Here is an 8,058-nt window from a genome sequence, read left to right as displayed (position 1 = left end):
ACTTCTTTGTTTTTGGTCGAATAAGATTAGCAGATTATCGATTAATCCTATCTTTCAACTTACTTTCAAAAAATTGCACTTGATTTTAGAATTGGCGGTCTATTATCAAGCTGATAATAATTTAGACCCTAGGAGACAAAAACTGTTACCACTGGTATCGTAAAGAGGTGAAATAAGAAAACTTGTTTTACTGGTCTTGAAAAAGGGAACCATTATACTTAGAGGATATTTATCAAAATTAAAATGATATTTTCTAGCTACATCATTATCCAATATAGAGTTTTTAGTATCATAGTCCGCTATATTTGTCATATTGTAGTACATTAACAGTCCATAATCTACAGGAGGTACCCCTATTTTTTTGCGTACTTTATTTGATGAAGCCTAATAGTAGCACTTAGTTTTTTATCTAGCTTTTTTTCATTTCGTTTAAAAAATCAAAATACTTAGCTCTAGTAGATAGAGACCAATCACAATCAAACTGAATCTCATTAAAACTGTAAGGTAAAAGATTTAAATGTTTTGATACTTTATTTACTAGTTCAATAAATGTTGCTTTTTTCATAGCCTTATTTGTTATATAGACAACTGGCACAAAATCAGTATTTGGATTAGTTGTAAACTTTGTTTTTATAAGTTCTAGCTTATTTGTGTATTCTATATCTAAGACTTTAATGTAAAGTTTATCTGTATTATTTTTTATATTATACTTATTTTTCCAATGATAAAAAGAGTATGTTATTTCTTTTTGAGGATATAGTAAAAAAATAAAAGACAAGAGCAAAAAAAAGATCAGTAAAATAATACTTGTTTTATTCATAAATAGTTGTTGCTTTTATTCTTTTTACTTAAAAAGTAATCAACTTATAAAAAGCAGCACTTTCTGCTTTTCCATAGTAATAACCTTGAAGCAAATCAACGCCTAAATTTTTTAATATTTTTGCTATTTTATCACTAGATACAAATTCTGCAATAACTTTAATATTGTTTTTCTTGGCATAATCAACTAAAATAGATACTATTAATTTAGAGTTTTCATCATTTTCAACATTTGATATTAAAGTGCCATCTATCTTTATAAAATCTGCTTTGAACTTGGATAAATGAGTAAAGTTTGAATATCCTGTTCCAAAATCATCTATAGCAATAAGTGCCCCATAACTCTTCACCATCTTGATAAAATCTTCTAAAATAGTATAGTCCGTTATCTCTTCTGACTCTAACATCTCAAATGTTATAGTAGGTCCATTATGTTTTTTAAGTCTATTTTCTATGTAAGTTACTAACTTCTCAGAGTTAATATTTCCATATGTAAGATTGATACTTACTTCTTTGTTTGATTCCTTAGAAATTGCAAATATTTTCTGAATGATTTGTCTTGTGAAATTCTCAAAAAAGCTACTCTTCTCCGCAATACTTAAAAAGTCAGAAACAGCTATAATATTTCCTTGAGCATCTATTATGCGAGCTAAGGCTTCATACTTGATTACCTCTTCAGTGTTTGCATCTACAATTGGTTGAAAGAAAGGTTCAACTCTATCATTTAAAAGAGCTTCTTTAAAGTCATTGAATCTTTTTATATTAAGTTTGTGAATCTCTTTTGTATCGATTGCTTCATTATAAATAAAGTACCTGCTATTTGTTTTTTTAGCTTCTTTGAGAGCTAAAGATGTTTTACTTAAGAGTTCATGGGAGCCTCTCGCCATTGAGATATTGAAAGTAAGTACTATATCATTGATAATAAAACTTTCTTCGGATAAGAGAGTAAACTCTATTAAAGACTCATACTTAGCAAACAAATTTTGATCATCTACTAAAATAAAGTAACGATCAGAGTCAAGTCTATAAAGAATTACACTCTCGTTTGTAATATAACTTTGTAGCATTTGTGAGGCTTCAAAGAGTATCTCATCACCTACTTTTTCACCATAAAGTTCATTGATTACAGTAAAATCTTTTATATCTAAAAGAATTGCCATTAACTCAGAATTATTTGAAGAGAGTCTTTCGTTTAATTTTTCTCTGTTTGGGAGATTAGTTGTATTGTCAGTTGAGTAGATTTTTAGTAGTTTCTGATTTTTTATAAGCTCTGTAATATCTTGTCTTATAGATATATATTCTAGTATCTTTCCGCTAGAGTCTTTCATCGGGTAAATCATAGAGTTAACATAATAGTAAGAACCACTTTTCTTGATATTTTTAACAATACCCTTCCAAATATTTCCTTCAGATATTGTTTTCCACATATCTTTAAAAATTGATGCAGGAGCTTCTGGGTCTTTTATTACTGCATGAGTATTACCAATTAGTTCTTCTCTAGTATATTCTGATACTTCACAAAACTTATCATTTACGTAAGTAATCTTGCCTTGAATGTCAGTTTTAGAGACTATACTACTCTTATCAACTGCATCTTTATATTGTGCAAGTATATATTTATCTACCACGCCATCTCCCTTTTAATAAGTCCAAATACTTTATCAATAAGTTTTTTATTGTTATAGTATAGCATCTATAGACAAAATTTGCTTATACCTTAAAAATTGTAGGAAAAATCGGATGAAGATAGAATAAAGGAGAGGTAAAAATTAAAAAAACAAAGGAAGAAACCAAAAAATTGGCTTCTTATTGTCCTTTTTTTACATCATTCCTGGCATACCCATTTGTGGAGGCATTCCGCCACCCATGTCAGCAGAAGCTGGGTTTTCTTCTGGGATTTCATAGATTGCAGCTTCAGTTGTAAGAAGTAGAGATGAAACTGATGTTGCATTTATGAGTGCTACACGAGCAACTTTAAGTGGATCGATGATTCCAGCTTCAAACATATCTACATACTCACCAGTTGCAGCGTTAAAACCAATGTTTTGGTTCTGGGCAATCTCTACAGCATTTACAACAACACCTGTGTCATAACCTGCATTTTGAGCGATTTGCTTGATTGGAGCTTTTACAGCACGAATAATGATTTCAGCACCTATTTGCTGGTCACCTTCAAGCTCAAGAGTAACTTTAGCAGCAGCACGAACTAGAGCAGCTCCACCACCGATAATGATACCCTCTTCTACTGCAGCTTTTGTAGCAGAAAGTGCATCATCTACACGGTCTTTTTTCTCTTTCATTTCAGTCTCAGTTGCAGCACCAACTTTAATTACTGCTACACCACCTGAAAGTTTTGCAAGACGTTCTTGAAGTTTTTCTTTATCATACTCAGAAGTTGTTGCATCTAATTGAGTTCTAATCTCAGAGATTCTTCCTGCAACTGCTTCTTCAGTACCAGCACCATTTACGATTACAGTGTTGTCTTTATCAATTACTACACGAGCAGCTTGACCAAGAAGTTGAATGTTTGCACCTTCTATAGTATGACCAGTTTCTTCAGCTATAACAGTACCTGCAGTTAAAGTTGCGATATCTTGAAGCATAGCTTTTCTTCTGTCACCAAAACCTGGAGCTTTAACAGCAGAAATATTTAAAACACCACGAAGTTTATTTACAACTAAAGTTGAAAGTGCTTCACCTTCTACATCTTCAGCGATGATAAGAAGTGGACGATTAGTCTTTTGAACTTGCTCTAGTACTGGAAGTAAATCTTTAAGTGAAGAAATTTTACTGTCAGCTAAAAGAATCCAAGGATTTTCAATTTCAGCAGTCATCTTTTCAGTGTTTGTAATGAAATAAGGACTTAGGTAACCACGGTCAAATTGCATACCTTCAACAACATCTAACTCATCAGAGATACCTTTAGCTTCCTCAACAGTAATAACACCGTCTTGACCAACTTTCTCCATAGCTTCAGCAATCATATCACCAATAGCAATATCAGAATTTGCAGAGATTGTAGCTACTTGAGCGATATCTTGCTTACCATTTACAGTTTTACTAGCTGCTTTTAGGTTTTCAAGTATTGCTTCACAAGCTTTGTCCATACCACGCTTAACCTCAACAGGGTTAGCTCCAGCAGTAATATTTCTAAGACCTTCTGAGAAGATTGCATTTGCTAAAACTGTAGCAGTAGTTGTACCGTCACCAGCCTCATCAGCAGTATTAGATGCTACTTCTTTTACAAGTTGAGCGCCCATATCTTCTAGTTTATCTTTAAGTTCAATTTCACGAGCAACAGAAACACCATCTTTAGTGATTATTGGAGAACCGTAACTTTTTTGAATAAGAACGTTACGACCGCGAGGTCCCATTGTTACTTTTACTGCATCTGTTAGTTTTTGAACACCACGAGCTAAACTATTTCTAGCGTTGTCTGAAAAAATTATTTCTTTTGCCATTAAATTATCCTATTATCCCAAAAATATCATCTGTATCTAATACTAAGTATTTATCTGTACCAAGAGAAACTTCGTTTCCTGAGTATTTACCAAATAAAACTACGTTTCCATTTGCTAACTCTGTAACTTCTTTACTTACAGCTGCAACTTCACCCTGAGATGGTTTTTCAGTTGCATTATCCGGAATAATGATTCCAGAAGCTGTTGTATTTGCTTCTTCAACTCTTTTTACTAAAACTCTTTTGCCTAATGGTTGAAAGTTCATATATATCCTTATATATTTTATAAATCGGATGCTATCCAATTATAGGTAAATTTTTGGTAAATAATTTAATTAATATATTTAATAAAAACTATTTTTTTCTAAATTGTCTTTATACAATACTATTATTATGCTAAAATCTAAAAAATTATAAGGTTATGTTATGGAATCCAGACAAAAAGTCATCACTGCTTTAGTTATCATCTTTTCTCTTTTCTTTATTTCGATGATTATTAGTACAGCTCTAAACTTTAGAGACTATGGTGTAAAAACAGCTGAGAACAAAGCAAAATTAACTGCAGAAATAGTTAAGATAGGTCTTACATCTCATATGGTAAACGGCATAATGGACCAAAGAGACTTCTTTATAAATCAAATTGGAAGTGTTGAGAAAATTAGTGAACTTTGGATAGCAAGATCTCCTACTGTAATACAGCAATATGGTGAAGGTCATAATAACGAAACTCCAAGAGATAAAATAGACACAGATGTATTAAAATCTGGAAAAATGGAATCTGTAACTACTGAGATGCCAAGCAAAAGCATCTTGCGTGTGAGTATTCCTTATATTGCAACTGAGTATGGAACACCTAACTGTATGGCTTGTCATAATGCTAAAGAGGGTGAAGCACTTGGTGTTGTAAGTATGGTTATGGATATTTCAGATATACGTACAAGTAGTCTAAGAACTGTTCTTTACAACATGGCTATAACAATCTTAACAATTATTCTCATATTCATGGTTATAAATCGCTTTATAAAACCATTTGTCAGTATATTTTACTCTATCAGAGATGTTATGCAGAGTGCATATCGTGGTGATTACTCTGTTAGGATAAAAGGGCATCAAAATGCAGAAAGTAAAACTGTAGCAGATATGCTAAATACGATGCTAGAAAAACTTCAACACACATTTGAAGAGCTGGACAAAAAAGTATATGTATTTATTAAAAATAAAAACTATGTAAAAGAGACGGATCCACTTATAAACATAAACTCTACTATAGAGAGACTTTCAGATATTTACAAATTCAAACAGACAATAGAAAATGATAAAGACTTAGAAGATATCTACAACCGCATAGCATCTGTTTTAAAAGATCATTTCAAACTGGATGATTTTACAATGACAGAAATAGATACTATGAATAAGGTCAAAAAAAATGTATATAGCGAGAAAGGATGTCATTGTGGCATCTTAGATAATGAATGTAGAGCGGACCGAATCAATGTTAGTGTGGATTCTAGTATATTTAAAAACTCTTGTGAACTTTACAAACTAGTAGGTACTGAGCATATATGCATGCCATACACAATCTCAAACGAATTAACCTTAGTTCTTACTATCGTAACAAAAAATGTTGAAGAGACTGAGCAAGTTAGAACTATTACTAGTGATATAGAAGACTATATAACTACTGCTAGACCAGCTATAGTAAGTAAAAAGCTAATGCAAACACTTAACCAGATGGCGAGAGTGGATCAGTTAACAGGTATGTACAACCGTAAATTTCTAGATGAATTTGCTGATGTTTCTATTCCTCAAGCTGTAAGGGCAGGAACTTCTTTTGGTGTACTGATGATAGATATAGATTACTTTAAGATGATTAATGACAACTATGGACACGACGTAGGAGATGAAGCGATTCGAATGGTTTCTGGAGTAATAAGAAGTAGCATCCGAAAAGCTGACATGGCAATTAGATATGGAGGAGAAGAGTTCTTAGTTCTTCTTTATAATTGTGAAGAAGAAAAAATAGTTAAGATTGCAGAAACTATAAGAGTTGAGTTTAGTAAGCAAAAAATCTATGCAGATGGAGAAAGTTTTTCTAAAACACTTAGTGTTGGATGCTCAAACTTTCCAAAAGACAGTGATAGTATATGGAAATGTATTAAGTTTGCAGACATGTCTCTTTACCAAGCAAAAGATACTGGAAGAAACAAGGTCATAGCATTTAAACAGGATATGCTAGATAACACTAAGGTTGGAGATAGTTACTAAGCTTAAAGTCTCTTTTTTTGCAAATTTGAAGATTATGACCACGTGAAAGGAAAATAAAAGCTTTTCATGGTTATAATTCCGACCTACAAAATAGATGTCACGGTAGCTCAGCTGGTTAGAGCACTGGTCTCATAAGCCGGGGGTCGGGGGTTCAAGTCCCCCTCTTGACACCATTTCATTTTGTAGAACCTACTTTATGAACTTCCAAAAAACTTTAATTTTATTAACACTTATTCTAAATTATTAAACTACTCTAGATATAATTTTATTTATAAAAAGGATTTTTATGATTGAATTATCAAATTTATATATGTTTATAGCAGGATCTTTTATATTATGCTTAGTCCCAGGACCTGATAATATTTATGTGTTAACGCAAGGTATGACTAAAAGTAAAAAAGCTGCAATGATTACAACTTTAGGCTTGTCAACTGGTCTTATTATTCACACAAGTGCAGCTGCATTTGGTATTTCTGTTATTTTTCAAACATCAGAAGTGGCTTTTGATATTTTAAAATATTTTGGGGCAGCATATTTACTTTATATTGCGTATCAAGCTTTTAAATATAGAAATGAACCTTTAGATTTATCTGTACAAAATTCAAGCGGTGAACTTAAAAAGCTTTATGTTAAGGGTTTTATTATGAATATTCTTAACCCTAAAATTTCTATATTCTTTTTAGCTTTTCTTCCTCAGTTCGTAACTGTTGAAAATGGAAATGTTCCATTACAGATGATTACTCTAGGTCTTATATTCATCACAATGACAATCATTGTTTTTTCTATAATTGGAGCAACTGGAAATATCTTAAGTTCAAAGTTACTTGAAAAACCAAACATCGTAAAGTATATGAATATACTAACATCTTTTGTACTAGTTAGTTTAGGTTTAAAGTTGGCTCTTTCATCTAGATAATAATAAAAAACTTTAAATTGTCTCTAAAATAAGTTATCAAATATGATATTATTTCGCCCATGTATATAAATATCAATGACTTAGAAAAAATCCACTTTGCATCTTGCGATGGATGCCTAGGCTCTTGTTGCAGTAGCTCAAAGTTTATCATGGCTCCTCTTATCTTAGAAGATATAAAAGAGGTTTATAATCACTTCCAAATATTCTTTGCATCTATTGATAATGAAACTAGACTTGTGATGATTTTAGGTGGAAAAGAAAGTACATGTCCCTATTTTGAAGAAGACAAATGCTCTATATATGAGCAGCGACCACCAGCGTGTAAGCTCTACCCACTAAGTCCATACTATGATGAGATTCTTATAAATACGTCATGCTCTGCTGTTGGATCCCTTGGAGATATAGTTTCTCAAAACGGAAAATGCACAGATAAGTTTTACTATAAACGCTTTGATAATTTCACTACTAAACTATCAAAAACTAAAGAGTATATAAATAAAAGACGCCAATTCCAACAACAAGTGCAATTTCCACCTAAATTAGCTAGCTAATCTTTTACTCATTTCACTGAAAAACACTTCATACGGAGTTTTGTATT

Annotated in this window: 7 protein-coding genes and 1 tRNA gene; 4 read left to right on the top strand and 4 right to left on the bottom strand. The window is 31.9% G+C overall.

Annotation, left to right across the window (positions count from 1 at the left end; translation table 11 throughout):
* Positions 1 to 409 precede the first annotated feature (409 nt).
* The 4 genes from QZZ48_RS12870 to groES form a co-directional block, all read right to left on the bottom strand.
* Positions 410 to 820 (bottom strand): hypothetical protein, encoded by a 411-nt coding sequence (locus tag QZZ48_RS12870; RefSeq protein WP_294966530.1) that lies wholly within the window; start codon positions 818 to 820, stop codon positions 410 to 412.
* A gap of 28 nt (positions 821 to 848) precedes the next feature.
* Positions 849 to 2,447 (bottom strand): EAL domain-containing protein, encoded by a 1,599-nt coding sequence (locus QZZ48_RS12865; RefSeq protein ID WP_294966528.1) that lies wholly within the window; start codon positions 2,445 to 2,447, stop codon positions 849 to 851.
* Positions 2,448 to 2,639: 192 nt separating this feature from the next.
* Positions 2,640 to 4,280, bottom strand: coding sequence for a chaperonin GroEL (groL, locus tag QZZ48_RS12860; RefSeq protein ID WP_294966526.1), 1,641 nt, complete (start codon positions 4,278 to 4,280; stop codon positions 2,640 to 2,642).
* Positions 4,281 to 4,284: 4 nt separating this feature from the next.
* The gene (gene groES, locus QZZ48_RS12855; protein ID WP_294966524.1) at positions 4,285 to 4,545 is read right to left on the bottom strand and encodes a co-chaperone GroES; all 261 of its coding nucleotides are present in this window, start codon (positions 4,543 to 4,545) and stop codon (positions 4,285 to 4,287) included.
* 160 nt (positions 4,546 to 4,705) lie between these two features.
* Here groES and QZZ48_RS12850 point away from each other — a divergent pair, with 160 nt between their 5' ends.
* From QZZ48_RS12850 to QZZ48_RS12835, 4 genes are all read left to right on the top strand, one after another.
* Complete coding sequence (locus QZZ48_RS12850; protein ID WP_294966521.1) at positions 4,706 to 6,544, top strand: GGDEF domain-containing protein; 1,839 nt, start codon at positions 4,706 to 4,708, stop codon at positions 6,542 to 6,544.
* A 96-nt stretch (positions 6,545 to 6,640) separates the two neighbouring features.
* A tRNA-Met gene (locus QZZ48_RS12845) sits at positions 6,641 to 6,717 on the top strand.
* Between the two features lie 113 nt (positions 6,718 to 6,830).
* The gene (locus tag QZZ48_RS12840; RefSeq protein WP_294966519.1) at positions 6,831 to 7,460 is read left to right on the top strand and encodes a LysE family translocator; all 630 of its coding nucleotides are present in this window, start codon (positions 6,831 to 6,833) and stop codon (positions 7,458 to 7,460) included.
* A gap of 59 nt (positions 7,461 to 7,519) precedes the next feature.
* On the top strand, positions 7,520 to 8,011 hold the full coding sequence (locus QZZ48_RS12835) for a YkgJ family cysteine cluster protein (RefSeq protein ID WP_294966517.1): 492 nt from the start codon (positions 7,520 to 7,522) through the stop codon (positions 8,009 to 8,011).
* The last annotated feature ends 47 nt before the right edge of the window (positions 8,012 to 8,058 follow it).

Source organism: Sulfurimonas sp. (assembly GCF_016744025.1).
In the GTDB taxonomy this organism is placed as follows: domain Bacteria; phylum Campylobacterota; class Campylobacteria; order Campylobacterales; family Sulfurimonadaceae; genus Sulfurimonas.
Note: the sequence above shows the minus strand (reverse complement) of the source record. Positions and strands in the feature narration are given on the sequence as shown.

Coding starts and splice junctions, on each gene's coding strand:
- QZZ48_RS12870 (WP_294966530.1), bottom strand. CDS start 820: ATGAATAAAACAAGTATTATTTTACTGATCTTTTTTTTGCTCTTGTCT.
- groL (WP_294966526.1), bottom strand. CDS start 4,280: ATGGCAAAAGAAATAATTTTTTCAGACAACGCTAGAAATAGTTTAGCT.
- groES (WP_294966524.1), bottom strand. CDS start 4,545: ATGAACTTTCAACCATTAGGCAAAAGAGTTTTAGTAAAAAGAGTTGAA.
- QZZ48_RS12850 (WP_294966521.1), top strand. CDS start 4,706: ATGGAATCCAGACAAAAAGTCATCACTGCTTTAGTTATCATCTTTTCT.
- QZZ48_RS12840 (WP_294966519.1), top strand. CDS start 6,831: ATGATTGAATTATCAAATTTATATATGTTTATAGCAGGATCTTTTATA.
- QZZ48_RS12835 (WP_294966517.1), top strand. CDS start 7,520: ATGTATATAAATATCAATGACTTAGAAAAAATCCACTTTGCATCTTGC.